The 26,422-nt window shown below is 63.8% G+C and carries 20 protein-coding genes and 1 pseudogene; 11 read left to right on the top strand and 10 right to left on the bottom strand.

Annotation, left to right across the window (positions count from 1 at the left end; all coding sequences use genetic code 11):
- The first annotated feature begins 14 nt into the window (after positions 1-14).
- Both mutL and miaA read left to right on the top strand, forming a co-directional pair.
- On the top strand, positions 15-2,090 hold the full coding sequence (mutL, locus tag PQQ51_RS29235; RefSeq protein WP_408500675.1) for a DNA mismatch repair endonuclease MutL: 2,076 nt from the start codon (positions 15-17) through the stop codon (positions 2,088-2,090).
- A gap of 43 nt (positions 2,091-2,133) precedes the next feature.
- Positions 2,134-3,081 carry a tRNA (adenosine(37)-N6)-dimethylallyltransferase MiaA gene (miaA, locus tag PQQ51_RS29230; RefSeq protein WP_408500674.1) on the top strand — a complete coding sequence of 316 codons (948 nt, stop codon included), beginning with the start codon at positions 2,134-2,136 and terminating at the stop codon, positions 3,079-3,081.
- A 70-nt stretch (positions 3,082-3,151) separates the two neighbouring features.
- On the opposite strand, the gene purM is transcribed toward miaA, so the two are convergent.
- Positions 3,152-4,219 carry a phosphoribosylformylglycinamidine cyclo-ligase gene (gene purM / locus PQQ51_RS29225; protein ID WP_408500673.1) on the bottom strand — a complete coding sequence of 356 codons (1,068 nt, stop codon included), beginning with the start codon at positions 4,217-4,219 and terminating at the stop codon, positions 3,152-3,154.
- Positions 4,220-4,425: 206 nt separating this feature from the next.
- Here purM and PQQ51_RS29220 point away from each other — a divergent pair, with 206 nt between their 5' ends.
- The 7 genes from PQQ51_RS29220 to panB are packed head-to-tail and all read left to right on the top strand — an operon-like array spanning position 4,426 to position 10,710.
- Positions 4,426-5,502, top strand: coding sequence for an AI-2E family transporter (locus PQQ51_RS29220; RefSeq protein ID WP_408500672.1), 1,077 nt, complete (start codon positions 4,426-4,428; stop codon positions 5,500-5,502).
- Positions 5,503-5,546: 44 nt separating this feature from the next.
- Complete coding sequence (gene hda, locus PQQ51_RS29215; RefSeq protein WP_408500671.1) at positions 5,547-6,320, top strand: DnaA regulatory inactivator Hda; 774 nt, start codon at positions 5,547-5,549, stop codon at positions 6,318-6,320.
- On the top strand, positions 6,313-6,999 hold the full coding sequence (locus tag PQQ51_RS29210) for a histidinol-phosphatase (RefSeq protein ID WP_408500670.1): 687 nt from the start codon (positions 6,313-6,315) through the stop codon (positions 6,997-6,999). Before hda ends, PQQ51_RS29210 begins: the two co-directional genes overlap by 8 nt.
- Entirely contained in the window at positions 6,996-8,585 is a 1,590-nt protein-coding gene (gene pcnB / locus PQQ51_RS29205) for a polynucleotide adenylyltransferase PcnB (protein ID WP_408500669.1), read from the top strand. The genes PQQ51_RS29210 and pcnB overlap by 4 nt, the downstream gene beginning before the upstream one ends.
- 46 nt (positions 8,586-8,631) lie before the next feature.
- Entirely contained in the window at positions 8,632-9,180 is a 549-nt protein-coding gene (folK, locus tag PQQ51_RS29200; protein ID WP_408500668.1) for a 2-amino-4-hydroxy-6-hydroxymethyldihydropteridine diphosphokinase, read from the top strand.
- Entirely contained in the window at positions 9,177-9,857 is a 681-nt protein-coding gene (locus PQQ51_RS29195) for a deoxynucleoside kinase (RefSeq protein WP_408500667.1), read from the top strand. The genes folK and PQQ51_RS29195 overlap by 4 nt, the downstream gene beginning before the upstream one ends.
- A gap of 37 nt (positions 9,858-9,894) precedes the next feature.
- A complete protein-coding gene (panB, locus tag PQQ51_RS29190; RefSeq protein WP_408500666.1) occupies positions 9,895-10,710 on the top strand; it encodes a 3-methyl-2-oxobutanoate hydroxymethyltransferase in 816 nt (271 codons plus the stop codon).
- A 69-nt stretch (positions 10,711-10,779) separates the two neighbouring features.
- On the opposite strand, the gene pabB is transcribed toward panB, so the two are convergent.
- The 8 genes and pseudogenes from pabB to hrcA form a co-directional block, all read right to left on the bottom strand.
- Positions 10,780-12,687 carry an aminodeoxychorismate synthase component I gene (pabB, locus tag PQQ51_RS29185; RefSeq protein WP_408500665.1) on the bottom strand — a complete coding sequence of 636 codons (1,908 nt, stop codon included), beginning with the start codon at positions 12,685-12,687 and terminating at the stop codon, positions 10,780-10,782.
- Between the two features lie 26 nt (positions 12,688-12,713).
- Positions 12,714-13,859: a molecular chaperone DnaJ gene (gene dnaJ / locus PQQ51_RS29180; protein ID WP_408500664.1), complete on the bottom strand. Its 1,146-nt coding sequence runs from the start codon at positions 13,857-13,859 to the stop codon at positions 12,714-12,716.
- A 268-nt stretch (positions 13,860-14,127) separates the two neighbouring features.
- The gene (gene dnaK, locus PQQ51_RS29175; protein WP_408500663.1) at positions 14,128-16,080 is read right to left on the bottom strand and encodes a molecular chaperone DnaK; all 1,953 of its coding nucleotides are present in this window, start codon (positions 16,078-16,080) and stop codon (positions 14,128-14,130) included.
- Positions 16,081-16,232: 152 nt separating this feature from the next.
- Positions 16,233-16,621: pseudogene (locus tag PQQ51_RS29170) on the bottom strand (thioredoxin family protein).
- Positions 16,622-16,711: 90 nt separating this feature from the next.
- Positions 16,712-17,308 (bottom strand): nucleotide exchange factor GrpE, encoded by a 597-nt coding sequence (gene grpE, locus PQQ51_RS29165; protein WP_408500662.1) that lies wholly within the window; start codon positions 17,306-17,308, stop codon positions 16,712-16,714.
- A gap of 516 nt (positions 17,309-17,824) precedes the next feature.
- Positions 17,825-18,232: an Hsp15 family ribosome-associated heat shock protein gene (gene hslR / locus PQQ51_RS29160; RefSeq protein WP_408500661.1), complete on the bottom strand. Its 408-nt coding sequence runs from the start codon at positions 18,230-18,232 to the stop codon at positions 17,825-17,827.
- An 8-nt stretch (positions 18,233-18,240) separates the two neighbouring features.
- A complete protein-coding gene (gene hemH, locus PQQ51_RS29155) occupies positions 18,241-19,311 on the bottom strand; it encodes a ferrochelatase (RefSeq protein ID WP_408500660.1) in 1,071 nt (356 codons plus the stop codon).
- Between the two features lie 150 nt (positions 19,312-19,461).
- Entirely contained in the window at positions 19,462-20,481 is a 1,020-nt protein-coding gene (gene hrcA / locus PQQ51_RS29150) for a heat-inducible transcriptional repressor HrcA (RefSeq protein WP_408500659.1), read from the bottom strand.
- A gap of 204 nt (positions 20,482-20,685) precedes the next feature.
- Here hrcA and PQQ51_RS29145 point away from each other — a divergent pair, with 204 nt between their 5' ends.
- Both PQQ51_RS29145 and recN read left to right on the top strand, forming a co-directional pair.
- Positions 20,686-21,588 carry an NAD kinase gene (locus PQQ51_RS29145; RefSeq protein ID WP_408500658.1) on the top strand — a complete coding sequence of 301 codons (903 nt, stop codon included), beginning with the start codon at positions 20,686-20,688 and terminating at the stop codon, positions 21,586-21,588.
- Between the two features lie 82 nt (positions 21,589-21,670).
- Positions 21,671-23,341: a DNA repair protein RecN gene (gene recN, locus PQQ51_RS29140; RefSeq protein WP_408500657.1), complete on the top strand. Its 1,671-nt coding sequence runs from the start codon at positions 21,671-21,673 to the stop codon at positions 23,339-23,341.
- A 197-nt stretch (positions 23,342-23,538) separates the two neighbouring features.
- Here recN and glnE read toward each other — a convergent pair whose 3' ends face one another.
- Positions 23,539-26,376, bottom strand: coding sequence for a bifunctional [glutamate--ammonia ligase]-adenylyl-L-tyrosine phosphorylase/[glutamate--ammonia-ligase] adenylyltransferase (glnE, locus tag PQQ51_RS29135; RefSeq protein ID WP_408500693.1), 2,838 nt, complete (start codon positions 26,374-26,376; stop codon positions 23,539-23,541).
- Positions 26,377-26,422: the final 46 nt, after the last annotated feature.

Here is a 26,422-nt window from a genome sequence, read left to right as displayed (position 1 = left end):
GCTATAATTTCGCCATGTCAGAATTCTCCGATACGCCTGCCGACCTCGCCGCGGCCGCCTCCGCTTCAGCGCCTTCAGCCGCGGACGCCGCCACGGCCGGCCCACGCCCGCTGCGGGCGATCCAGCCCCTTCCGGATCAACTGATCAGCCAGATCGCCGCGGGCGAAGTGGTCGAACGGCCGGCTTCGGTGGTGAAAGAACTGCTGGAAAACGCGCTCGACGCCGGCGCGAAAACGCTGCGCATCATGCTCGACGAGGGCGGCGTCAAACGCATCTCGATCACCGACGACGGCTGCGGCATCCCCGAAAACGAACTCGTGCTCGCGCTGATGCGCCACGCAACCAGCAAGATCCGCTCGCTGGCCGAACTGGAAGCTGTCGCGACGCTCGGGTTTCGCGGCGAAGCGCTGGCGTCGATTGCGTCGGTCGCGGAGATGACGATTACGAGCCGCGTCGCCGATGCGCCGCACGCAGTGCGTGTGGACGCACAAACCGGCGTGCTGAGCCCCGCCGCAGGCACGCAGGGCACGACGATCGAGGTTCGCGAGCTGTACTTCAACACGCCCGCGCGCCGCAAATTCCTGAAAAGCGAGCAGACCGAACTCGGCCATTGCCTCGAACAGATTCGCCGCGCAGCATTGGCGCGGCCGGACGTGGCAATTTCGGTGCTGCACAACGGCAAGGCGGTCGAGCACTGGAACGCGAGCGAGCCGCCAGTGCGCGTCGCGAAAATTCTCGGCGAGACATTTGCCACCGCTCATCTTCCGCTCGACGAATCGGCCGGCCCGCTCGCGGTCTACGGCTGCGCCGGCCTGCCGACCGCGAGCCGCGGGCGCGCGGACCAGCAGTATTTCTTCGTCAATGGCCGCTTTGTGCGCGACAAGCTGCTCACGCACGCGGTGCGCGCCGCTTATGAAGACGTGCTGCATGGCGATCGCTATCCGTCCTACGTACTGTTTCTCGATCTGCCGCCTGAGGGCGTCGACGTGAACGTGCATCCGTCGAAGATCGAAGTGCGGTTTCGCGATTCGCGCTCCATTCACCAGTTCGTGTTCCACGCAGTGCAGCGCGCGTTGGCACGGCACGCGGGTGCGTCGCCGGAAACCACCGCGGGCGGCCATGCGGCGCATCTGGAGCCGGCCGCAGGCGGCCGCCCCGCTTCGTTCGGCGCGACGCCGCTCGGCGGTGCGGGCTTCGGTGCAGGCTTCGGTGCAGTTATTTCGGGCGCCGGCGGAGGGGCCGGTGGCGTGGGCAGTGGTGCGCAAGGCGCCTTCGGCTCATCACAACCGGGCAACACGTGGATGCGCCAGGCGCGCATGACGCAAGGCACCTTGCCGGTCGCACAGCCGCTCGCGTTCTACGACGCACTGTTCGGCCGCAAGGACACGAGCGTCGGCACCACCGAAGGCGCGACCCTCTTCGAAATGCGCGATTCCGCGGCTGAAGCGTCGACGCCGTACAACACGTCCACGCCGTATGCGTCGCCCGGGTTCAATGCCCCCGACGAGCAGCCGCTCGGCTTCGCGCTCGGCCAGATTCACGGCATCTACGTGCTGGCGCAGAACGCGCACGGCCTCGTGATCGTCGACATGCACGCGGCGCATGAGCGCATTCTGTATGAGCAGTTCAAGAACGCGCTGGCCGACCGCACGATCGCCGTACAGCCGCTATTGATCCCGCAGACGATGCAGGCCGATCCGATCGAAATCGGCACGGTCGAGGAAGAGCGCGACACACTCGACGCGCTCGGCTTCGACCTCGCCGTGCTCTCGCCGACCACGCTGGCGATCCGCGCGGTGCCCGCGTTGCTGAAAGACGCCGATCTGCAGGTGCTGGCGCGCGCGGTGCTGTCCGATCTGCACGCGTTCGGCGGCTCGCGGGTATTGACCGAGCGTCAGCACGAACTGCTCGGCACGCTCGCCTGCCACCACGCGGTACGCGCAAACCGTCGTCTCACGCTCGACGAAATGAACGCGCTGCTGCGCCAGATGGAAGCGACCGAGCGCGCCGACCAGTGCAACCATGGGCGTCCGACGTGGTATCAGTTGACGCTGTCCGATCTCGATCGGCTCTTCATGCGCGGACAATGACGGTGCGCCCGCTTACGCTTTGTCGGCGCGCGCCGGTTTGCTCATGACGTCATCGGTTTCAACTCCGGTCCCTTGCCTGCTCGGGCCGACCGCATCCGGCAAAACTGCCGCCGCGCTGGCGCTGGCCGCGCAGCGCCCGGTCGAAATCATCAGCGTGGATTCGGCGCTCGTCTATCGCCAGATGGATATCGGCACGGCGAAGCCGACCGCGGCCGAGCGTGCGCTCGCGCCGCATCATCTGATCGATATCGTCGATCCGGCCGACGTTTATTCAGCGGCGCAGTTTCGTGCGGACGCGTTGCGGCTGGTCGGCGAGATCAGCGCACGCGGGCGGTTGCCGTTGCTGGTCGGCGGGACGATGCTGTACTACAAGGCGCTGACGCAAGGTCTGAACGACTTGCCCGCAGCAGACGCCGACGTGCGCGCCACGCTCGACGCCGATGCCGCACGCGATGGCTGGCCGGCGTTGCACGCGCGGCTTGCGGCGGTCGATCCGGTCACGGCCGCGCGCCTCGCGCCCAACGACGCGCAGCGCATTCAGCGCGCGCTCGAGGTCTTCATGCTGACCGGCCAACCGATGGCCGCGCTGCTGGCCGCGCCCGCTCGAGTGGATGAATCCGCTGCCGGATGGCGCTTCGTGCCGATCGCGCTGGAGCCGTCCGAGCGCGGCGTGCTGCACGCGCGGATCGAGCAGCGCTTCGACGCGATGCTGGCCAGCGGTTTTGTCGATGAAGTCGTGAAGCTGCGGGAACGCGGTGATTTGCTGCCCGACATGCCGTCGATGCGCTGCGTGGGCTACCGCCAGGTCTGGGAATATCTCGACGGAGCGGTCGATTATCTGACCATGCGCGACAAAGGCGTATTTGCGACCCGGCAATTATGCAAGCGGCAGCTCACCTGGCTGCGGAGCATGAAGGAGCGGACGGTGGTGGACTGCTGCGACCCGCACGCTACCGCGCGGGTCGTGAGTCTGATTGAAGAATTGCTTTGAAAATTCAGGTTGTTGCCCGCGCGGTGCTTTGATCCGGACACCGCGCAGGCAAACCCGTCATGCCGGGTGTTTACACCACGACGGTTTGCGCTTCACCGGCTGCGCTTTCGCGCACCACGCCGATCTTCCACACCTGCTCGCCGGCAGCCGACAACAGCCCGATTGCCGCATCGGCATCTGCCGCCGACACGATCACGGCCATCCCGATCCCGCAATTAAACACGCGATGCATTTCCGCATCCGCCACGCCACCGTGCTTTTGCAGCCACGAGAACAGCGGCGGCAGCGGCCAGCCGCGGTGATCCAGTTCGGCCGTCAGACCTTCGCGCAGCACGCGCGGAATGTTTTCGACGAGGCCGCCGCCGGTGATGTGCGCCATGCCCTTCACCGTGAGTTGCTGCATCAGCGAGAGCAACGGCTTCACATAAATGTGCGTAGGCGCCATCAAAGCATCGGCGAGCGAGCGGCCGTCGAAATCCGCATTCAGGTCGGGCTGCGCGCGCTCGATGATCTTGCGCACCAGCGAAAAACCGTTCGAATGAATGCCGCTCGACGCGAGACCCAGCACCACGTCGCCCGGAGCGATCGTGCTGCCGTCGATAATCTTGCTCTTTTCGACCGCGCCGACCGCGAAACCGGCCAGATCGTATTCGCCGTCCGGGTACATGCCCGGCATTTCGGCCGTTTCACCGCCGATCAGCGCGCAACCTGCCAGTTCGCAACCTTGCGCGATGCCTTTCACGACCGTTGCCGCGGTAGCGACGTCCAGCTTGCCGCAAGCGAAATAGTCGAGGAAGAACAGCGGCTCGGCGCCTTGCACGAGAATGTCGTTGACGCTCATCGCCACCAGATCCTGGCCGACGGTGTCGTGTTTATTCAGTTGGAAAGCGAGGCGCAGCTTGGTGCCGACGCCGTCCGTACCGGACACCAGCACGGGTTCCTTGTATTTCTTCGGTACTTCGAACAGCGCGCCGAACCCGCCGATGCCGCCCAGCACGCCGTCGCGCATGGTCTTTTTGGCAAAGGGCTTGATTGCATCGACCAGCGCGTCGCCCGCGTCGATGTCCACGCCAGCGTCGCGATACGACAGACCTTGGGCCGAATCAGTTGAATTCGGGGCGGATTTCGGTTGATTCATTGGGAAGCGCTCGAAGGTCGGTAAAATGCGATTTTACCCGATGCCGACCCGAGTTGGCGCTTCAGCGCCTACTCGGGTCCCATACACAGTTGCCGACCAGAGTTGGCGCTTCAGCGCTTACTCTGGTCCCATACACAGTTGCCGGCCGGCTGGCTGGAATTTGAATCATCCTGAAATCCGTTCGCGCCGACACCTGGGAAACGACTTTGCAACAAAACCCCTCGATCCTGACACCCGTTCAGCGTCGCGCCTTTATCTGGCTGGCGATCGCGCTGGGCGTCGGCATTCTGCTGTGGCTCCTGAGCCCGGTACTCACGCCCTTTCTGCTCGGCGCGATTCTCGCGTACATTCTGCAACCGGGCGTCGCGTGGATGGTGCGCCGGCGCGTGCCGCGCGCGCTCGCCGCGTTGCTGATGATGCTGTTCTTCACGCTGCTGATGACGCTGCTCGTCCTGCTGGTGCTGGCGGTCATCCAGAAAGAAGGGCCGCAGCTCAGACACCAGGTGCCGGTGTTTTTCACGCACTTCAGCGGCTGGCTGCAACCCAAGCTCGCATTGCTGGGCCTTGCCGACTCGCTCGATTTCGCCAGCATCCGCGATCTCGTAATGGGGCAGCTCGAAGGCAGCGCGCAAACCGTCGCGCTGTACGCGTGGACCTACATCCGCACCAGCGGCAACGTGATGATGACGGTGGTCGGCAACGCCGTGCTCGTGCCGCTCGTGCTGTTCTATCTGCTGTACGACTGGAACCGCATGCTGACGCGCGCGCAGAGCGTGGTGCCGCGCCGCTGGCTCGACAAGACGCAGCAACTCGCGCGCGACATGGACCAGATGCTGTCGCAATACCTGCGCGGCCAGTTGCTCGTGATGGCGGTGCTCGCGGTCTTCTACGCGGTCGCGCTCACGATCGCCGGTTTCGAGATCGCGCTGCCGGTCGGCATCTTCACGGGCCTCGCGGTGTTCATTCCGTACATCGGTTTCGCCACGGGCCTCGCGCTGGCGCTGCTCGCCGCGCTGCTGCAATTCGGCGACTGGTACGGCTTCGGCGCGGTCGCGGTGATTTACGGCGTCGGTCAGATCGTCGAAAGCTTTTATCTGACGCCGCGGCTGGTCGGCGAACGGATCGGGCTGCATCCGCTCGCGGTCATCTTCGCGCTGCTCGCGTTCGGCCAATTGTTCGGCTTCTTCGGCGTGCTGCTCGCGCTGCCGGTCAGCGCGATTCTGTCGGTAGCGATGCGCGAGTTGCGCCAAAGCTATCTGGCGAGCACGCTCTATAACAACTGACTCGGCCATTTGCGACCCAGCCCCATTTTCGGCATTCACCTACCGTGCTTCGTCAACTGACGCTCGATCTCGGCACCCCGCCGCCATCGACATTCGACAATTTCTTCGCCGGCGCCAACGCCGAGCTGGTCACGCGTCTGCGTGAGCTCGACAACGCGCTGTCGGCCGGGCCGGTCGCCGATCGCACGTTCTACGTGTGGGGCGAATCCGGCAGCGGCCGCACGCATCTGTTGCAGGCGCTGGTGCACGAAGCGCCGCCGGGCCACGCCCGCTTTGCCGGTCCGCAAAGCAGTCTGGCCGCTTTCTCGTTCGACCCGCGCGTCGCGCTGTACGCGATCGACGATTGCGACGCGTTGTCGGCCGCGCAGCAGATCGCCGTGTTCAACCTGTTCAACGAAGTGCGCGCGCACCCGACCAGCGCGCTGGTCGCCGCCGGCAACGCGCCGCCGATCGGCATGACGGTGCGCGAAGATCTGCGCACGCGCCTCGGCTGGGGGCTGGTGTTCCATCTCGCGCCGCTGCCCGACGAAGGCAAGGCCGCCGTGCTGAAACATGCGGCGCGCGAGCGCGGCCTGATGCTCGCCGACGACGTCCCGGCCTATCTGCTCACCCATTTCCGCCGCGACATGCCGAGCCTGATGGCGCTGCTCGACGCGCTCGACCGCTTCTCGCTCGAACAGAAACGCGCGGTCACGCTGCCGCTTCTGCGCACCATGCTGGCCTCGCCCGACGCCGACGAACGGCGCAGCGCGCCCCCTTCATCCGCCTCATCCGCGTCCCCCGCCGCTGCTTCAAGTAAAATAGGCCCCCATGGCTAACCTCGCACTCTTCGACCTCGACCACACCCTCCTCCCCACCGACAGCGACCACGAATGGGGCCGCTTCATGGTGAAACACGGCATGGTCGACGCTGAAAATTTCGCCCGTGAAAACGACCGCTTTTTCGCCGACTACAAAGCCGGCAAGCTCGACATTCACGCGTACCTGGTCGCCATGCTCACGCCGCTCGCGAAATACACGCGCGCGCAGCTCGCCGACTTCCACGCGCAGTACATGCATGAAGTGATCACGCCAACGATTCAGCCGGTCGCGCTCGAACTGGTCAAGCAGCATCAGGAAGCGGGCGACCTGTGCTGCGTGGTCACCGCCACCAACGAATTCATCACCCGCCCGATCGCGCAGGCATTCGGCGTGAATACGCTGATCGCCTGCGAAGCGGAAACCGTCGACGGCGAACCGCATTCGCCGTACACCGGCCGCCCCACCGGCACGCCGAGCTATAAGGAAGGCAAGATCGTCCGTACCGAGATGTGGCTCGCTTCGCTCGGCAAAACCTGGACCGATTTCGAGCGCAGCTATTTCTATAGCGACTCGCACAACGACATCCCGCTGCTGGAAAAGGTCACCGATCCGATCGCGACCAATCCCGACGACACATTGCGCGCCCATGCGCAGGCCAAAGGCTGGCGCATCCTCGAACTCTTTCAACCCTCGTGATCAAAAAACTTATCCGCAAGCTCTTCGGCCAGGACCCAGCGCCCGCTGACGACATCGCGCCCGCCGAAGCAGAAACCGACGCAACGAATGATGCGTCGGCACGCAGCGCCTCCACGACCCGCGCGCGCCGCAAGCCGGCGCGCGGCGCCGCTTCCACGAAACCCGCGGCCCGCGATCCGGACGTGCCGGTCATCATTCCGCACGACGTGCATGGCATCGACCCGTCGCTGATCTCGCGCAACGCGATTCGCGTCACCGAAGGCCTGCAACAGGCGGGCCACCGGGCGTTCATCGTCGGCGGCGCGGTGCGCGATCTGCTGCTCGGCATCAAGCCGAAAGACTTCGACGTCGCGACCGACGCGACGCCCGAACAGGTGCAGAAACTGTTCCGCCGCGCGCGCATCATCGGCCGCCGGTTTCAGATCGTGCACGTGCAGTTCGGCCAGGAAATCATCGAAACCTCGACGTTCCGCGCGCTGGTCGATCCGCCCGCGGCCGACGCCGCGCCGCCGCGCCGTCTGAAGCGCGACGAGCTCGACCGGCGCACCCACGCGGTGGACGCAAGCGGCCGCGTGCTGCGCGACAACGTGTGGGGCGAACAGCACGAAGACGCGACGCGCCGCGACTTCACGATCAACGCGATGTACTACGATCCGGCCACGCAAACCGTGCTGGACTATCACAACGGGATGGCCGACATGCGCGCGCGTCTGTTGCGCATGATCGGCGATCCGGCTACGCGCTACCGCGAAGATCCGGTGCGGATGCTGCGCGTGGTGCGCTTTGCCGCGAAGCTCGACTTCGAGATCGAAGACGCCACGCGCGCGCCGATCGTCGAGATGTCCGATCTGATCAACAACGTGCCCGCCGCACGTCTGTTCGACGAGATGCTCAAGCTGATGCTGTCGGGCCACGCGCTCGCGTGCCTGAAGCGCTTGCGCAAGGAAGGCCTGCATCACGGCCTGTTGCCGCTGCTCGACGTGGTGCTGGAACAGCCCACCGGCGAAAAATTCATCACGCTCGCGCTCAACAACACGGACGCTCGCGTGCGTGCCGGCAAGCCGGTGTCGCCGGGCTTCCTGTTCGCCACGCTGCTGTGGCACGACGTGCAGACCCGCTGGCAGCAGTTCGAAGCGAACGGTGAATATCCGGTGCCGGCGCTGCATCGCGCGATGGACGAAGTCCTCGACATGCAAACCGAGAAACTCGCTATCCACAAACGTTTTTCGTCGGATATGCGCGAGATCTGGGGCCTGCAGTTGCGCCTCGAGAAACGCTCCGGAAGAGGCGCGCTCAAGCTGCTGGAACACCAAAGATTTAGAGCGGGGTATGATTTCCTCCTGTTGCGCTGCGAATCGGGCGAACTCGATGAGTCGGTCGGTACGTGGTGGACGGAGTTCATCGAAGGAGACATTGCCGCGCGCGAAGCATTGCTGACGCAAGGCGGGAAGGACCGAAGCCCCAGAAAACGACGGAGGCGCAGCAGTGGCGCCAGGAACCGCACCCCGGGCGACGGATTGGAGGGCGGCACGCCAGCCGAACGCAGCACAAACGAAGCGAGCCACAACGGCACGCACGAAGAGTGAGCGCGTCGGCTGAAGTCGTCGAACGATAGTTGCAGGAAGTTATGCCATGACGGTTGCTTATCTCGGCCTCGGCGCGAATCTCGGGGACGCGCGCCAGACCCTGAAAGACGCGGTGGTGTGCCTCGCACAACAGCACACCATCACCGTGCTCGCCAAGTCGAGCCTGTATCGCACTGCCCCGATCGACGCGGGCGGTGACGACTATTTCAACTGTGTCGTGAAGGTCGACACGACGCTCCCCGTGCGGCATCTGCTCGCGCTGTGCCACAAGATCGAACATCAGTTCGGCCGGGAGCGGCCGTTTCGCAACGCACCGCGCACGCTCGATCTGGACATTCTGCTGTTCGGCGATCAATCGATCGACGAAGCCGATCTGATCGTCCCGCATCCGCGTCTGGTCGAACGTGCGTTTGCGCTGGTGCCGCTCGTCGAGATCGACGCGGCGCTGATCATCCCGCAACATGGCCGCGCCGACACGCTGCTCGCCGCTGTCAGCGATCAGCGCATCGAAAAGGTGAAGGGGCCGTGCCAATGTCTGATGCTCAACGCATTGACCGCCGGCGCGGGTAGTCCGCCCAAGGGCTCCTGCGAATGAATTCGCCTCCGCTCACCGTCACCGCGCCGCAACTGCGGCCGCCGTTCGGCTACCTCGCGATCGAAGGGCCGATCGGTGTCGGCAAAACATCGCTCGCGCGGAGGCTCGCGCAACGCTGGTCGATGCAGGAACTGTTCGAACGGCCGCAGGACAATCCCTTTCTCGAACGCTTTTATCGCGACACCGCGCGTTATGCGCTGCCGGTGCAATTGCACTTCGCGCTGCAACGCGCGCAGCAGGCGCAGGAAGTCGCGGCCGCGCATACGGCGGGCACACCGCTGATCGCCGATTTCATGACCGAGAAGAACGATATCTTCGCGCGTCTGACCTTGCAGGACGACGAGTGGCAGTTGTACCGCGCGCTTTACGCGCGGCTCGACGCGAGCGCGCCCGCGCCGGACTTCGTCGTGTATCTGCAAGCGAGTCCGGAGGTGCTGTTCGCGCGCATCCAGAAACGCGCGGTGCCGATGGAACTGCAGATTTCCGACGCGTACCTGCACGCGCTGTGCGACGCGTACAACGAATTTTTCTATCACTACGACCGCACGCCGGTGCTGACGGTCAACGCCGAACATCTGAATCCGCTCGACTCCGACGCGGACCTTGCGCTACTCGCCGAACGCATCGAAACCATGCGCGGCCGCAAGGAATTCTTTGTCAAAGGCACGTCGCTTTAAGCGGCGCGGCCACCTCTTTTCCCCAACGGATTGCCCCATGACCTATTTGCAGGAAACGAGCCGCAACGCGATCACCGTGCCGAAACTGCAGGCGATGCGCGACGCCGGTGAGAAGATCGCGATGCTCACCTGCTACGACGCAAGCTTCGCCGCGCTGCTGGATCGCGCGGGCGTCGACGTGTTGCTGATCGGCGATTCGCTCGGCAACGTGCTGCAAGGTCAAACGACCACCCTGCCGGTCTCGCTCGCCGATATCGCGTATCACACGGCGAGCGTCGCGCGCGCACGGCCTTCGGCGCTGGTCGTCGCCGATTTGCCGTTCGGCACGTACGGCACGCCCGAAGACGCGTTCCGGAGTTCGGTCGAATTGATGCGCGCCGGGGCGCAGATGGTGAAACTCGAAGGCGGCGAATGGCTCGCGGAGACCGTGCGTTTTCTGGTCGAGCGCGCGATTCCGGTGTGCGCGCATGTCGGTCTCACGCCGCAGTCGGTGCATGCGTTCGGCGGCTTCAAGGTGCAAGGCAAGACGGAAGCCGGCGCGAGCCAACTGATGCGCGACTCGCTCGCGGTGCAGGATGCAGGCGCGCAATTGATCGTGATGGAAGCGATCCCGATGCTGCTCGCGAGCGACGTCACCAAGCAGTTGCGGATTCCGACGATCGGTATCGGCGCAGGTCTCGATTGTTCGGGCCAGGTGCTGGTGCTGCACGACATGCTGGGGATTTTTCCCGGCAAGCGGCCGCGCTTCGTGAAGGACTTCATGCAGGGGCAGCCCAGTATTCTTGCTGCGGTGGAAGCTTATGTTCGCGCGGTGAAGGACGGGACGTTTCCTGGGCCTGAGCATACGTTCTGATTCAGGCGTACCTCGGTAGCTTGGTCGTGGTTGGGTCGCCGAGGCATGACTTGGAGCGGTTGTCGCTTGTTAGCGGACGATATATGCCGGTATCGCGCCGCGTAATGCATTGCAAATTAACAGCGCTTCGGCGTTCGACAAATCGGCTCGGGTGAGCACTCGCTCGGCCGCCTGTAGCTCGCGATCTTCTTCGAGCATCACGCTTCGCATCACGCCGGGCAGCACGCCCGATTCCAGCGGCGGAGTCCACCACCGTCCATCCAGCTTCACGAAGACATTCGAACGACCACCTTCGGTCAACTCGCCGCGCTCGTTGAAAAACAACGTGTCGAATGCGCCCTTCGCTTCCGCTTCGCGCCAGCCGCGATCGTATTCGGCGCGTCGGGTGGTCTTGTGACGCAGCAGCGGATCGTCGGCTTCGGTTGCCGCGAAATCGTGGTCCGGTCCGAGCAGCACGCCGACCGTCGGTTCTTCGAGCGGTTTCAGCGCAACCGCGGTGAGTTGCGTCGCTCCGTTTTTACTCAGCGCGACGCGTATGCGGTACGGAATGTGCGCAGGCAGCGATTCACATTTTGCTTTGAGTTGCGCACGGATTCCGTTTTCTTTCTCGTCGAGTTTGAAACCCAGTACGGCGGCGCTTGCCGAGAGTCTCGCGAGATGGCGCGACAGATGTCGTACGCCCTCTTCTTTCGTCGCGTACATCGTTTCGAAGAGTTCGAAACCCGGATCAGCGTCGGTCAGAAAACTGGCTTTCAACAGGCACTCCGCATATTCGTCGGCCGCGACGCTGTCGAGTACGATGCCCGCTCCGACACCCATCTCGCCATACAGCCCGTCTGACTGCGCGACCGGAGTCAGCGTCAACGTGCGAATGGCGACCGACAGGCAGAAGTCGCCGCAGGCGGGTTCGTTTGTACCGGTATCAGCGCCGTCCGCATCGACATCGAGCCAGCCAATCGCACCGGTATAAAGACCGCGCGGCGTGCTCTCCAGCGAGTCGATCAACTGCATCGTGCGATGCTTCGGCGCGCCGGTGATCGAGCCGCACGGAAAGAGCGCGCGCACGATCTGCGCAAACGAGGTTCGTTCGCGCAACGTCGAGTGCACAGTCGACGTCATCTGCCACACCGACGCATACGGTTCCACCGAAAACAGCGCCGGCACCTTCACCGACCCCGTTCGCGCGACACGCGACAAATCGTTGCGCAACAGATCCACGATCATCACGTTTTCGGCACGGTTCTTCGGGTCGTTCGCGAGGAAATCGGCCGCACGGCGATCCTCGACGGGATCCGGCGAGCGCGGCGCGGTGCCTTTCATCGGGCGGGCATGCAGCGTGTCGCCTTGCTTCTCGATGAAAAGCTCCGGCGAGCACGACAGCACCCACTTACCCGCAGGCAACGCGATCAGCGCACCGTACGGAACCGGCTGACGCGCGCGCAGCCGCCGATAAAGACCGATCGGCGAGCCGAACACATCGAAGCCGAGCCGGTACGTGTAGTTGACCTGATAGGAGTCGCCCTCACGCAGCGCGGCATGGACTGCATCGATCGCGTCGTCGAACTGCGCCCGATCGACGCTCGCGCTCACGTTCGCCGTGCCCGCCACCGACGCTTCTATCTCGCCGCCGTCACGCGCGATGAGCCACGCATCGACCTCATCGCGCGACAGCTTCGCACAGCGTTCGAACAATAAAAAACGCAGCGTGGCATCGCCACGCTGCGTTTTCAGGGACCGCTGCAGCTCTTCACCGAAGAGCAGCTTGCAGCCGAACTCATAATCGGCAAGCACGACCGCATGCAAACCGCCGCGCCGCGTTTCCCCGGCAACCGCTTCACACACTGCGTCGAGCTGCGCGGCATCGGCACACATCGCCTCGCGCACAAAACCCGTGTACAGACGACTCGAACGGCGCGCCGCCGTCGCGTCGCAATCGTCGAGCAGCGCGAATACCGCGCCGCGCTCATCTGCCGTCATGCTTGCCGCCAAACTTCAAACTGCGATTAATCGAAGAAGCTCTTCACCCGATCGAACCAGCTCTTGCTTTGCGGGCTATGCCGCGAGCCGCCCTCGACCAGCGCCTTCTCGAATTGCTTGAGCAGATCGCGCTGCGGATCGGTGAGCTTGACCGGCGTTTCGACTTGCACGTGCACGTACAGATCGCCGGCAATGCTCGCACGCAAACCCTTGATCCCTTTGCCACGCAGACGGAATGTCTTACCCGATTGCGTGCCTTCCGGCACCGTGAAGCTCGCGCGGCCAGCCAGCGTCGGCACTTCGATTTCGCCGCCGAGCGCGGCCGTGGTGAACGGAATCGGCATCTGGCAATGCAGGTCGTCGCCGTCGCGCTCGAACACCGAGTGCTGCTTGATGTGAATCTCGACGTACAGATCGCCTGACGGACCGCCATTGATGCCCGGCTCGCCGTTGCCGGCCGAGCGGATGCGCATGCCGTCGTCGATACCCGCGGGGATCTTCACTTCCAGCGTCTTGGTTTCCTTCACCTTGCCCGCGCCGTGGCAATGACCGCAAGGTTCAGGGATATAGGTGCCGGTGCCGTGGCATTTCGGGCAAGTCTGCTGGATGCTGAAAAAGCCCTGCGACATGCGCACCGAACCCGAACCGCTACAGGTCGGGCAGGTTTCGGGCTTGGTGCCGGGCTTCGCGCCCGAACCGTGACAGATTTCGCACGACACCCAGCTCGGCACGCGAATCTGCGTGTCGTAGCCATGTGCGGCCTGTTCCAGCGTGATTTCCATGCTGTAGCGCAGATCGGCGCCGCGATACACCTGCGGGCCGGCACGGCCGCCACCGCCACCGCGTGCCGCACCGCCGGCCGCCTGGCCGAAGATGTCGCCGAAAATATCGCCGAATGCATCGGCGAAACCGCCGAAGCCTTGTGCGCCTGCGCCGCCCATATTCGGATCGACGCCCGCGTGGCCGTATTGATCGTACGCACCGCGCTTTTGCGAGTCCGACAGCATTTCATAGGCTTCCTTCACCTCTTTGAAATGCTCTTCCGCATCCTTGTTGCCCGGATTGCGGTCAGGGTGGTGCTTCATCGCGAGCTTGCGATAAGCCTTCTTGATTTCGTCGTCGCTCGCGTTCTTTGCGACGCCCAGAACCTCGTAGTAATCCCGTTTCGCCATATCGGTTCAACGCCACTCGCGCAATGGGGCGCGGTAGCTCCTCTTGAATGCTGGAGTCTTGCGACTCGTCCGGCCGCTGTTTTCCGCCGCTTACAAACGGCTCGAAACAACGCCCTCCATAAAACAAATGTGCCCGGAGAGCCCAAACAGGCTCACCAGGCGCGATAACCGCTTTGCAGGTTCATGCACCCGGACGGGAGCAAACCATTTTGCAGCCGGGCCGCACACAGTGCTGTGTGCGGCTTTACGGTCAAATTGCGACCCGGCTTTAGTCCTTCTTCACTTCCTTGAACTCGGCGTCGACCACGTCGTCGTGCTGCTGGCTCGCGCCACCCGCCGATGCACCCGCACCTGCCGCACCCGCTGCCGCGGCTTCCGCACCTTGCGCAGCCTGCATGTCGGCGTACATCTTTTCGCCCATCTTCTGCGAGGCCGTCGCCACCACTTCGATCTTGGCTTCGATCGCGGCTTTGTCGCTCGAACCGCTCTTCAGCGTTTCTTCGAGGTCCTTCAGCGCGGTTTCGATCGCTTCCTTCTCGGCGGCTTCCAGCTTGTCGCCGTATTCGGTCAGCGCTTTCTTCGTGCTGTGGACCAGCGCGTCGCCCTGGTTGCGGGCATCGGCCAGCTCACGCAGCTTGTGATCTTCTTCCGCGTTCGCTTCGGCGTCCTTCACCATCTTTTCGATTTCGGCTTCGGACAGACCCGAGTTCGCCTTGATCGTGATGCGGTTTTCCTTGCCGGTCGCCTTGTCTTTCGCACCGACGTGCAGAATGCCGTTCGCGTCGATGTCGAAGCTCACTTCGATCTGCGGCGTGCCGCGCGGTGCCGGCGGAATGCCTTCGAGGTTGAACTCGCCCAGCAGCTTGTTGCCCGCTGCCATTTCGCGTTCGCCCTGGAACACCTTGATCGTCACGGCACCCTGATTGTCGTCAGCCGTCGAGTAGACCTGTGCGTGCTTGGTCGGGATCGTGGTGTTCTTGTTGATCATCTTCGTCATCACGCCGCCGAGCGTTTCGATGCCGAGCGACAGCGGGGTCACGTCGAGCAGCAGAACGTCCTTGCGGTCACCCGACAGAACCTGACCTTGAATCGCGGCGCCCACGGCCACGGCTTCGTCCGGGTTCACGTCACGGCGCGGTTCCTTGCCGAAGAATTCCTTGACCTTGTCCTGCACCTTCGGCATGCGGGTCATACCGCCGACCAGAATCACGTCGTCGATTTCGCCGACCTTCACGCCCGCGTCCTTGATCGCCGTGCGGCACGGTTCGATCGTGCGTTCGATCAGCTCTTCAACCAGCGCTTCCAGCTTGGCGCGCGTGATCTTCAGGTTCAAGTGCTTCGGACCCGATGCGTCGGCCGTGATGTACGGCAGGTTGATTTCGGTTTGCTGGCTCGACGACAGCTCGATCTTGGCCTTTTCGGCCGATTCCTTCAGGCGTTGCAGCGCGAGGACGTCTTTCGACAGATCGACGCCCTGTTCCTTCTTGAACTCGCCGATGATGTAATCGATGATGCGCTGGTCGAAGTCTTCACCGCCGAGGAACGTGTCGCCGTTCGTGGACAGCACTTCGAATTGCATTTCACCGTCGACATCCGCGATTTCGATGATCGACACGTCGAACGTACCGCCGCCCAGGTCATACACCGCGATCTTGCGGTCGCCCTTTTCGGCCTTGTCCAGACCGAATGCCAAAGCGGCTGCGGTCGGTTCGTTGATGATGCGCTTGACTTCCAGACCGGCGATGCGGCCTGCGTCTTTGGTAGCCTGACGCTGGCTGTCGTTGAAGTACGCGGGAACCGTGATCACGGCTTCCGTGACCGGCTCGCCGAGGTAGTCTTCAGCGGTCTTCTTCATCTTGCGCAGCGTTTCCGCGGAGATTTGCGGCGGTGCGAGCTTCTGGTCGCGCACTTCGATCCATGCGTCGCCGTTATCGGCTTTCATGATCTTGTACGGCATCAGCGCGATGTCTTTCTGCACTTCTTTTTCTTCGAAGCGGCGGCCGATCAGGCGCTTGACCGCGTACAGCGTGTTCTTCGGGTTCGTGACCGACTGACGCTTCGCCGGCGCGCCGACGAGAATCTCGCCGTCTTCCATGTAAGCGATGATCGACGGCGTGGTGCGCGCGCCTTCCGAGTTCTCGATCACCTTGACCGAATTACCTTCCATGATCGCCACGCACGAGTTGGTCGTGCCGAGGTCGATGCCGATGATTTTGCCCATTTTTACTGTTCTCCTGTCTTCGATCGCTGCGGGAAGCGCCGTTTTGCCCGTTTGACGGGACGGCGATCCGCTCTCAATTCCTGCCTGCACTCAACATAAGTGCATCCGCATCGTTTTCAAGACCTCTTTAGCGATGCGGTCATTAATTTTTTTCAATCGGGCGAACTTTTACCCGGATTAGCGCCAGTTGCGGCTTTGCTGCTGGTAGTAGCAGTAGCGGTCCGAATCTGGTTCCGCGCGGCGGCGAGCGCCGCGTGGAATTGCCCGAGCCTCCCGAGCCTCCCGGTTGCCACGGTGAAAGGAAAACCACGTGGGCGCGCGGTGAAGCATCGCGCACCGGCCCAACTCGCGGTGTTCCTGGACGTTGCTGCGAAACCATTTGAGACCGGGCGCGCGAATCGCGTCCGGCTGCGCCGGCATGGCTTTCCTCGCAACCTCGCCGTTGAAGGAAGCCGTCGAGACCCTGGCAAAGCACCACGGCCCCGTTGCCTCCGTGGCCCGCGAGCCTGGCGTCGAACGGCTCGGCGCCGATCTCCCGCATATTGACCACGGCGAACGCGGTGGCGTCGACGGGAAGATTGGCCACGAATGAGCGCTGCCGCCCGCGACGGCCTCGAAACTTCCTTACTGCTTACTTCGGCGCCGCGACGGTCACGAGCGCCGGACGCAGCACGCGATCGGCGATCACGAAGCCCTTTTGCAGCACGGCGACGACGGTATTCGGCTCCTGGTCGGCCGGCACCATGGAAATAGCCTGATGACGATGCGGGTCGAACTTTTCGCCGACCGGATTCAGCGCGACGACCCGGCCCTTTTCCAACGCACCGGTCAATTGACGCAGCGTGAGTTCGACGCCTTCGCGAACCTTCTGCAGATCGTCGGACGAGTGCGCAACCGCTGCTTCCAGGCTGTCGATCACCGGCAGCAGATGTTCGGCGAAGCTTTCGATCGCGAACTTGTGCGCCTTGGTGACGTCTTCCTGCGCGCGACGGCGCACGTTTTCAGTTTCAGCCTTGGCTCGCAGGAAGCTTTCCTGCAAGTCGGCGATTTTGGCCTGAGCTTCGGCCAGTGCAGCTTCGACGCCGGCTGCCGGAGAATCGGTGGCGGCGCTGGCGGCTGCGTTTGCCGTTGCGTCCTGCTGAGCGGCTGCGGCCTCGGCGGCCTGGTGCGCGGCTTCGTCCGAGGGCGTGGGATTCTGGCTCGTCGGGTTCTCTTGCGTGTTTTCCATGTCGCTGAAAGTCGTTAAAAAGTAAAAGCCAACGGTGGCGGTGGTGCTCGAAAAAGCAGGCGCAGTTTGTGCGTTGCAAAATGACGACAACGAAGCTGGCGCCTTACCGCAAATCAGAACGGCAGATGGGGCCGGATAGCGCCGTTTCAAGCGCATCTCGCGGAACTTTTCGCACCGTCGGCGTGCGGCAGAAATGCCCGGTTACAACCATTATCGAGTCGCAATCAGATTGAGATTGAGTGCGATCAACAAGTGGCCTATGCTCCATTAAAACGTCGGAAAAGACAGGTTAACCCTAATCTGACATAAGCCTTTCCGACATTTTGCAATTCCCAACCGATTAGCCCGTTTCCGTCCTGCAGCATCTTCCCAAGGGGAGCACCGTGAAACTGACCTTTGCAATATCGGTGGTCGCATTGGTACTGATCGCGGGCACCACGACCATCTGCATGTCCGGGGCCGTCAACGATCACACTACCGAGTACGGCGGTGTGCATGCGACGATGGAACAACTGTTCAATCCCCACCTGAAAGTTTGTCGATAGTGCGCCGGTCCCGCTTGGTCGGTCTGCCGTGTAACGCGGCGGCCGGCTCGCGATACGTCTTGCGCCGCTCCTGTTCGACCTGCCGCTTGACCTTGCTGTCTTCGGTTTCCGCATAAAGCGTTTGCGCGACGCTCGCGGGTCCACGCACGTCGCAGATACCCAGCACTTCCACCTGCCACACGATTCGTTCGATCTCGACTTCGACGAGGTCGCCCACCCGCACGTCTTTGGCCGGCTTGACGCTGGCGCCGCCGATCCGCACATGCCCTTTTTCGACGGCATCCGCGGCGAGCGAACGCGTTTTGAAAAAGCGCGCCGCCCACAGCCATTTGTCGATGCGCAGCTTTGCGCCCGGTTCGGTGGAAATCCTGTGATTCATCGGCCTCGTCAAACCCCTGTCGTATGCGGCACGGGCATTGCCTGCACCGGCCAGCCTTGAAGGTTCTGCGCGACGATCTCGCCGAGCGCTGCGATCCACGCCTGCGAAGCGTTCACACACGGAATCCGGTGAAACTCCTTGCCGCCCGCGTGCAGGAATTCGTCGCGCACTTCCATGCCGATCTCTTCAATCGTTTCAAGGCAATCGGCGGTAAAGCCCGGGCAGAACACGTCGGCGCGACGTACGCCTGCCGAGCCCAGTTCCTTCAGCGTCGGCGCGGTGTACGGTTGCAGCCACTCGGCCTTGCCGAAACGCGACTGGAACGTGATCCGGCATTCCACGGAAGTGAGTTCCAGCGCTTGCATCAACAGCGCGCCCGTCTGCTGACACTGCTCGTGGTACGGGTCACCGAGATTCATCGTGCGCTTGGGTACGCCGTGAAAGCTCAGCACCAGTTTGTCGCCCGCCGCGAAATCGGGGCGGCCGTGCTGATGCCAGTATTGATGCACCTGAGCAGCGAGCGCGGCGATATAGGCCGGATGATCCGCGTACTGACGCACCGTGCGGATTTCCGGCTGATTGCGCATACGCTTGAGCGCGGAAAACGCGTCGTCGAAAGCGGTGGCCGTGGTCGACGACGAATACTGCGGGTACATGGGCACAAGCAGCACGCGCTCGGCGCCCGCCAGCTTCAACTGGTTCAGCATGGCCGGAATACCCGGCGTGCCGTAGCGCATCGCGTAGTCGACCAGCACCGTGTAGTCGTTCAACTGCAGCAGATGGCGCAAGCCTTCCACCTGCTTTTCCGTGTAGACCCGCAACGGCGAGCCTTCGGGCATCCATACCGTTGCATATTTCCGCGCGGACGCGCGGCTGCGGAACGGCAAGATCAACAAGCGAAGAATCACCTGCCAGATGAGCGCGGGAATCTCGACCACGCGAGGGTCGGACAAAAACTGCGCGAGATAGCGGCGCACCGCGCGCGGCGTCGGCGCGTCGGGCGTGCCGAGATTGATCAGCAGCACCGCCACTCGATGTGACGTGGCGTTCTGCGAGGGCCGCTCGAGGTCGAAGCGCATAGGCAACAGGGGTAACCGCTTTTAGGCGGAGAGTCGGTTCAGGTGGATTTCATTATAGCGGCGCGGTTCTGCAGCGATACCTGGCCATTCGGCCAATTGGCAAGCCGTTCGCCGTCACGCATCATTTGCCATACGAACCGGCGCGGCCGGTTACTGCTGGCTGAGGGTCAGCGAGAGCAGCCGCGCGGTGATGTCGACAATCGGAATCACGCGGTTGTAGGCCATGCGGGTCGGCCCGATCACGCCGAGCGTGCCGACGATCTTGCCGTTCACCTCGTACGGCGCGGTCACGACGCTCATTTCCTCGATCGGCACGAGATTCGATTCGCCGCCGATGAAAATCTGCACGCCCGCCGCGTGGCTCGACACGTCCAACAACTGAAGGAGGCTGGTCTTTTGGTCGAACACATCGAACAGCTTGCGCAAACGCGCCATGTCCGACGACAGGTCGGCGACTTCGAGCAGATTGCGCTCGCCGGAAATCAGCACGGTCTCGCCGGTATCCGCCTCGTCCGTGCTGGCGGTGACCGCCGCGTGCATCAGCGTGGTCATGTCGCCGCGCAATTCGTCGATTTCTTCGCGCAGGCGGCGGCGCACGTCGTCGAACGACAGGCCCGCGAAATGCGCGTTGATGTAATTGGATGCCTCGACCAGTTGCGACGGCGAAAAGTCGCGCTGGGTCGCCATGATGCGGTTCTGCACGTCGCCCTCGGGCGTCACGATGATCAGCAGAATGCGCTTGTCGGACAGGCGCATGAACTCGATCTGCTTGAACACGTGGCTGCGCCGCGGCGTGAGCACCACGCCGGCGAATTGCGACAGGTTGGACAGCACGCTCGCCGCCGCGGCGACGATTTTCTGCGGCTCGCCTGCCTGCAGCGTAGTCTTGACGGTACGCGTCACCGCTTCTTCGTCAGCGGCGGATTCGACCGTCAGCATGGTGTCGACGAACAGCCGGTAGCCGCGTGGCGTAGGAATGCGACCCGCGGACGTATGCGGACTGATCACGAGCCCCAGATCCTCGAGGTCGGACATCACGTTGCGAATGGTAGCCGGGCTCAGTTCGAGGCCGGAGTAACGTGACAGCGTGCGCGAGCCGACCGGCTGACCTTCGGCGATGTAGCGCTCGATCAGCGTTTTGAGGAGGGTTTGTGCGCGAGGATCTAGCATGACGGAAAATTTTAGCTCAATGACGCGACTACCGCGAGCGCTAACGGCGCCCATCATTGCCCCGATTCACCGGCTTGCCGCCTGTCATCAAGGCTTCACCATTCTAACGATAATCGCGCAAGGCGCCGGCAGCCCGCGTGGGCCGGCACGCGACCGGTTTTGTCGGCGATTCTTTTCAGGCCCTACCTATGGTGTAATGCCGGCATGCAAGTGACCAGCCAGTTCAAGACCGTCGCGCTCGTCGGGCGCAACAATACGCCGGGCATCGGCGAGCCGCTGACCGCGCTCGCCTCGTGCATCGCAAAGCGCGGTTTCGACGTCGTGTTCGAAGCCGATACCGCCGCTGAAATCGGCATTACCGACTACCCGGCGCTGCGCCCCGCCGAGATCGGCGCGCGCGCCGACGTCGCGGTGGTGCTCGGTGGCGACGGCACGATGCTCGGCATCGGCCGTCAGCTTGCGCCTTACCGCACGCCGCTGATCGGCATCAACCACGGGCGGCTCGGCTTCATCACGGACATCCCGATCTCGGATATGAGCGAGATCGTGCCGCAAATGCTCGCCGGCAATTTCGAACGTGAAGAGCGCGTGCTGCTCGAGGCTCGGATCATGCGCGGCGGCACGCCGATCTATCACGCATTGGCCTTCAACGACGTGGTGGTCAACCGCAGCGGCTTCTCCGGGATGGCGGAGCTGCATGTGTCGGTGGACGGCCGCTTCATGTACAACCAGCGTTCGGACGGCCTGATCGTCGCCACGCCCACCGGCTCGACCGCCTACGCGCTGTCGTCGCAGGGGCCGATCCTGCATCCGCAACTGCAAGGCATCGTGCTGGTGCCGATCGCGCCGCATGCGCTGTCGAACCGCCCGATCGTGCTGCCGGACGACTCCAAGGTCAGCATCCAGATCGTGTCGGGCCGCGAAGTCAACGTCAATTTCGACATGCAGTCGTTCACGTCGCTCGAACTCAGCGACACGATCGAAGTGCGCCGCTCGCGTCATACGGTGCCGATGCTGCATCCGGTCGGCTACAGCTATTACGCGACGCTGCGCAAGAAGCTGCACTGGAATGAGTACCCGTCGCACGAAGAAGACCCCAAACCCTGAGCGAAGCCGATCCGCCAGAACGCGAACGCCGCCGCTGCCCGAAACTCCGAATCCCGAACCTCACGCCGATCAGACCACCTCCATGCTGCGCCACCTCTCGATACGCGACTTCGTCATCGTCGCCGCGCTCGATCTCGAATTCGACAGCGGCTTTACCGTGTTCTCCGGCGAAACCGGCGCCGGCAAGTCGATCCTGATCGACGCGCTGGCCCTCGCGCTCGGCGCCCGGGCCGACGCGAGCGTAGTGCGCACCGGCGAGAGCCGCGCGGATATCACCGCCGAATTCGAGACGCACCCGCAGGCCGAGCAATGGCTCGACGCGCAGGCGCTCAGCACGGCAGCGGACGACGGCCAGCACGGCAACACCGTCATGCTGCGGCGAGTGGTGGATGCGAACGGCCGCTCGCGCGCGTTCATCAACGGCACCGCGGCCACGCTCGCGCAGTTGCGTGAAGTCGGCGAAATGCTGGTGGATATTCATGGGCAGCACGCGCACCAGTTGCTGATGCGCCCGGACGCACAGCGCGAACTGTTCGATACGCACTCGGGACTGACCGAAACCGCCGCAACCGTCACGCGTGCATGGCGCAACTGGCGCGAGAAAGTCCAGGCCGTCGAGCATGCGCAAAGTCGCGACCGCGAATTGCAACTCGAACGCGAACGTCTCGCGTGGCAGCTCACCGAACTGGACAAGCTCGCGCCGCAGCCGGGCGAGTGGGAAGAGGTCAATAGCGAACACCGTCGTCTGTCGCATTCGGCGAATCTGATCGACGGCGTGCAAGGCGCGCTCGGCGCGTTGTCCGAATCGGACGAGGCGATGATCACGCATCTCGCATCGATCGTGTCGAAGGTGCGCGATCTGGCGGAGATCGATCCTGCACTGAACGATGTGCTGGCGGCGCTCGAACCGGCCGAGATCCAGTTGCAGGAAGCGGCCTATTCGCTCAGCCACTACGCGCAGAAGCTCGAACTCGATCCGGACCGGCTCGCACAAGTCGAAAAGCGGCTTGACGCGCTGCATTCGGCCGCGCGCAAGTTCCGCTTGCAACCGGAAACGCTGCCGGAAGAACACGAAGCGCGGCGCGCACAACTCGCCGCGCTGGATGCCGCCGCCGACCTGGACAGCCTGCACGCGGCCGAAGCCAAAGCGAAAGAAGCATTTCTCGCCGAAGCGAAAAAACTCTCGAAGGCGCGTACCAAGGCAGGCAAAGCGCTGGGCGCCGCGGTCACCACGGGCATGCAGGAATTGTCGATGAAAGGCGGCAGTTTCGAAGTGGCCCTCGTGCCGCTGCCCGAAGGCGGCGCGCATGGGCTCGAACAGGTCGAATTCCGTGTCGCGGGCCATGCCGGTGTGCCGTTGCGGCCGCTCGCGAAGGTGGCCTCAGGCGGCGAACTCGCGCGTATCAGCCTCGCGCTCGCCGTGATCGCCAGCGCCGCGAGTCCGACGCCGACACTGATTTTCGACGAAGTGGACACGGGGATCGGCGGCGGCGTCGCCGAAGTCGTCGGGCGTCTGCTGCATCAACTCGGCGAGGCGCGCCAGGTACTGTGCGTGACGCACTTGCCGCAAGTGGCCGCGCGCGGCGATCACCATTTCCAGGTCGCCAAGACGGGCAACGGCAACGGCGGCACGGTCAGTAGCGTGACCGCGCTCGACAAATCGAGCCGCGTCGAGGAAGTCGCGCGCATGCTCGGCGGTCTCGCGATCACCGCCACCACGCGCAAGCACGCGAAGGAAATGCTGGCAGCGTAAGCGGCGTCGTATCGGGGTATCGAGGTATCGGGGGGTGGCGAGGGCCGAGGTCGGCCGCGCGTAACGCATTGCATCTCGCATCTCGCATCTCGACACTATCGCGGCTCGATCACGACACAATCGCGCGCCGGCCACCCGCATCGGCTACCCGGCGCACAAACACGCATTCACACGCATTCACACGCACTAACACCCGTTCACACGTCACCACCTTCCCCAAACACCCGCCTCCACAACCCCAGCACCGCCTCCCGCTCCGTCTCCACCAAAACCGGAGCGACACGCGCTTTCTCCATCCCGTCCAGCCGCAGTTTGTGTTGCAGCTTCCGATAAGTGCGATACGCCGCGCCGACCGTCTCCGCTTCCCCCTCACTCATCAACCCGAAGCGCGACACTTCCCGCAGCAACGCGATATTGCCGGTATTGCGGATCAGTTCCGGATCGCTGGCCGCATGCAGCAGCACCCAGTACTGCACGGTGAACTCGATATCCACCATCCCGCCGCGGTCGTGCTTCAGATCGAACAGCGCGGTGTGATTCGGATGCCCGGCCTCGACACGCTCGCGCATCTCGACGATTTCCTTCGCGAGCGGCGCGGCCTCGCGCGGCGTGGTCAACACCTGTTCGCGGATCGCTTCGAACTTCGCGCCGATCGCGGCGTCGCCGGCGCAGTAGCGCGCGCGGGTCAGCGCCTGGTGTTCCCAGACCCACGCGGTGTTCGCCGCGTCGCCCTCACGCAATTGATAGCGGCGGAACGCGTCGAGATCGGTGACGAGCAGGCCCGACTCGCCGTTCGGCCGCAACCTCAGATCGACGTCGAACAACGTGCCCGCGCCGGTGGCCGTCGTGAGCCAGGTAATCAGACGGCGCGTGTAAGTGGAGTAGATGTCCGCGGCGGCATCGTCGTCGTCCTCGTACAGGAAGATCACGTCGAGGTCCGACGCGTAGCCCAGCTCCTTGCCGCCCAGCTTGCCGTACGCGATGACGGCGAACTGCGGCATCTCGCGATGGCGCTTGGGCAGTTGTTTCCAGACCGCTTCGAGCGTGACGTCGAGCACGGCGTCCGCGAGTTCGGACAGGCGGTCGCTCACGTGCTCGACGCTCAACCGCCCCGCCAGATCGATCAGCAGAATGCGGAACACTTCGGCCTGATGCGCGTGGCGCAGCAGGTCCATCTGCTGCTCGACGCCGTCGGCGGCGGCAAGGCGCAAGCGCAACGTGCGCTTGAACTCCGGCCAGTCGAACGGACTGTCCATCGCTTCGTCGTCGAGCAGTTCGTCGAGCAATTGCGGATGGCGGATCAGATAGCCTGCGGCCCAGCGCGAACCGCCCAGTACCGACAACACCCGATGCAACGCCTGCGGATACTCGGTCAGCAACGCGAGATACGCGCCGCGCCGGCTCACCGCCTCGAGCAGATCGAACAGGCGCGCCACCGTATCGGCACGCCGCTCGGGCGGCTCCAGCGTGCGCGCCGCTTCGAGCGCACGTTGCGCGACGATGTCGAAACGCTGCCGGCTGCGCTCGGCCAGTCCCGCATAGCGCGACGACTGCCACACCGCGCGCAGCCGCGCCAGCAGATCGCCGGGTTCGGGCACGCCCAGTTCGACGAGGCGCGCCTGCAACGCTTCGTCGGCGCTGTCGTCGGCGAGCGCGCTGCTCCACACCCACGCCGCCGCGCCGTCTTCCGGCGCGCCGCAGCCGTCGCGGCCGCTCACCTTGTCGGCGAAAATCTGGTCGAATTGCTGCTCGACGAATTCACGATGCGCGTCGAGCTTCGTCATCAGCGCCGCGTAGTCGTCGCAACCCATCGCACGCGCGAGCGCCGCGCGCTCTTCTGGATCGACTGGCATTGCGTGGGTTTGCGCGTCGTTGCGGTATTGCAGACGGTGTTCGAGTTCGCGCAGGAAGCGGTACGCCTGCGAGAGTTTCACGCACACCGACGAGTCGATCAGTCCATGAGTCGCCGCGTGCCGCAGAACGGCGAGCGTCGGCCGCACGCGAAAGCCCGCGTCCTGGCCGCCGCGGATCAGTTGAAACACCTGCGCGCTGAATTCGATTTCGCGGATGCCGCCGCGGCCCAGCTTGATGTCGTCGGCCTTGTCGGGCCGCATCGACGCGCGCCGCTGCGCCTCCTGGCGAATCTGCAGATGCAGCGCGCGAATCGCGCTGATCACGCCGAAGTCGAGATAACGGCGGTAGACGAACGGCGTGACGATCGCATCGAGCTGTTTTTGCAAACGCTGCGCAGCGTCGCTCGCGCCTTCCGAAACGAGCCGCCCTTTGATCCACGCGTAGCGTTCCCACTCGCGGCCTTGCACGTAAAAATATTCCTCGAGCATCCCAAGACTGCACACCAGCGGCCCGGAATCGCCGTTCGGCCGCAAGCGCATGTCGACGCGGAACACATAACCGTCGGCGGTCACTTCGGCCAGCGCGCCGATCAGCCGCTTGCCGAGCCGCGTGAAAAATTCCTGGGTGGCGATCGGCGAACGCTGGCCGCCGGCGGTCTCGCCGTCCTCTTCATAGATGAAAATCAGATCGATATCCGACGACACGTTCAACTCGCGCCCGCCCAGCTTGCCCATCCCGACCACGCCGAGCGCGAGGCGCTCGCCCTCCGGTCCGCGCGGCTCGCCGTAGAGCGTTTCCAGGTCGGCGGACAGCACAGCCAAAGCCCGCTGGATGGTCGTCTCGGCCAGATCGGTCATCGCGCCGGTGACTTCGGCGACATCCGCCTCACCGGCGAGATCGCGCTCCATCACCGCGCAAAAAACCTCGGTGCGCAGTTGGCGCAGCGCCCGTTTGAGCGCATCTTCGCTCAACGGCGCAGCGCGGCCGCCGGCCGCTTCGACGCACAGCGCATCGAAACGCGCGTCGATGCGTTCGCGGCTGAGCGGCGCGGACGCAAGCGCCGCCACCTGCGCCGCAAGTTGCGGACGGGCCGCCGCGGCGCGCGCTGCATAGTGTGAATAGTTGGAACTCAGGAGAGTGGCGTCAGTCATCAAGGGTCTGGCTCGTACGTTGCTTGAGATGCGTAGTTCAGTTCGTCGTAATACTAGTGGAAGCCGCCCTCGCCCA

Origin of the sequence: Paraburkholderia xenovorans, from assembly GCF_046030735.1 — a bacterium.
In the GTDB taxonomy this organism is placed as follows: Bacteria; Pseudomonadota; Gammaproteobacteria; order Burkholderiales; family Burkholderiaceae; genus Paraburkholderia; species Paraburkholderia xenovorans_A.
The sequence above is the reverse complement of the archived record's forward strand: the minus strand, read 5'-3'. Positions and strand labels throughout refer to the sequence as shown.

Bases quoted from the DNA above. Each gene is read 5' to 3' on its own strand.
- mutL (WP_408500675.1), top strand. From the start codon at position 15: ATGTCAGAATTCTCCGATACGCCTGCCGACCTCGCCGCGGCCGCCTCC.
- miaA (WP_408500674.1), top strand. From the start codon at position 2,134: ATGACGTCATCGGTTTCAACTCCGGTCCCTTGCCTGCTCGGGCCGACC.
- purM (WP_408500673.1), bottom strand. From the start codon at position 4,219: ATGAATCAACCGAAATCCGCCCCGAATTCAACTGATTCGGCCCAAGGT.
- PQQ51_RS29210 (WP_408500670.1), top strand. From the start codon at position 6,313: ATGGCTAACCTCGCACTCTTCGACCTCGACCACACCCTCCTCCCCACC.
- folK (WP_408500668.1), top strand. From the start codon at position 8,632: ATGACGGTTGCTTATCTCGGCCTCGGCGCGAATCTCGGGGACGCGCGC.
- PQQ51_RS29195 (WP_408500667.1), top strand. From the start codon at position 9,177: ATGAATTCGCCTCCGCTCACCGTCACCGCGCCGCAACTGCGGCCGCCG.
- panB (WP_408500666.1), top strand. From the start codon at position 9,895: ATGACCTATTTGCAGGAAACGAGCCGCAACGCGATCACCGTGCCGAAA.
- pabB (WP_408500665.1), bottom strand. From the start codon at position 12,687: ATGACGGCAGATGAGCGCGGCGCGGTATTCGCGCTGCTCGACGATTGC.
- dnaJ (WP_408500664.1), bottom strand. From the start codon at position 13,859: ATGGCGAAACGGGATTACTACGAGGTTCTGGGCGTCGCAAAGAACGCG.
- dnaK (WP_408500663.1), bottom strand. From the start codon at position 16,080: ATGGGCAAAATCATCGGCATCGACCTCGGCACGACCAACTCGTGCGTG.
- grpE (WP_408500662.1), bottom strand. From the start codon at position 17,308: ATGGAAAACACGCAAGAGAACCCGACGAGCCAGAATCCCACGCCCTCG.
- hslR (WP_408500661.1), bottom strand. From the start codon at position 18,232: ATGAATCACAGGATTTCCACCGAACCGGGCGCAAAGCTGCGCATCGAC.
- hemH (WP_408500660.1), bottom strand. From the start codon at position 19,311: ATGCGCTTCGACCTCGAGCGGCCCTCGCAGAACGCCACGTCACATCGA.
- hrcA (WP_408500659.1), bottom strand. From the start codon at position 20,481: ATGCTAGATCCTCGCGCACAAACCCTCCTCAAAACGCTGATCGAGCGC.
- PQQ51_RS29145 (WP_408500658.1), top strand. From the start codon at position 20,686: ATGCAAGTGACCAGCCAGTTCAAGACCGTCGCGCTCGTCGGGCGCAAC.
- recN (WP_408500657.1), top strand. From the start codon at position 21,671: ATGCTGCGCCACCTCTCGATACGCGACTTCGTCATCGTCGCCGCGCTC.